This window comes from Salibacter sp. (genome assembly GCF_031581065.1).
Lineage (GTDB): Bacteria > Bacteroidota > Bacteroidia > Flavobacteriales_G > Salibacteraceae > Salibacter.
Window position 1 is genome coordinate 1 of record NZ_JAVLBN010000104.1, and the last position, 659, is coordinate 659.

A 659-nucleotide genomic window follows, 5' to 3' on the forward strand; every position below is an offset into this window, starting at 1 on the left:
GGAACAGCGTTTTACAACGATATCCTGTTAGATGATATTGAGATAAGAGAAACGCCAACCTGTCCTGCGCCTGATAATATCAATATTACAAATGTTACATCTTCATCTGCTGATTTTTCGTGGACGGGCGGAGCTAATAATTATGAGGTTGTAGCGGTTCCAACAGGAAACCCTGTTCCAGGTTCAGGTACCCCAGTAACAGGCACAACAACTACTATTTCTCCTCTTAATACCGCTACAGGTTATGACTTTTATGTACGTGAAATATGTGGGCCAAACGATACTTCTCAGTGGGATGGACCTCACTTTTTCCAAACAGCAATACAGTTTCCTCAAGGTACCAATTGTACTGTAGGATATGATTCACTTCTTTTTGAAGATGAATTTAACTCTTTGGCTAACTGGACAAATACTCCTGCTGAGTGGAGTACGAATAGTGGATCAACAAGCTCAAGTAATACAGGTCCTAATGGTGCTCAAAGTGGTTTTAGTTATGCCTATGTTGAAACATCAGGATTTACTAATTCGACAACGGACTTAACATCTCCCCTTATTGAACTGAGTAATTTTGGCGGTGACGCAGAATTAACTTTCTGGATGCATGCTTATGGAGCTACTATTGGAACTCTAGACGTAGACATTGCTACTTCTCAATCTGG

Annotated in this window: 1 protein-coding gene; it reads left to right on the plus strand. The window is 40.7% G+C overall.

Features of this window, described 5'->3' with window-relative positions:
• A partial coding sequence (locus RI557_RS11675; RefSeq protein WP_409079705.1) for a fibronectin type III domain-containing protein occupies positions 1-659 on the plus strand: 659 nt, incomplete at both ends.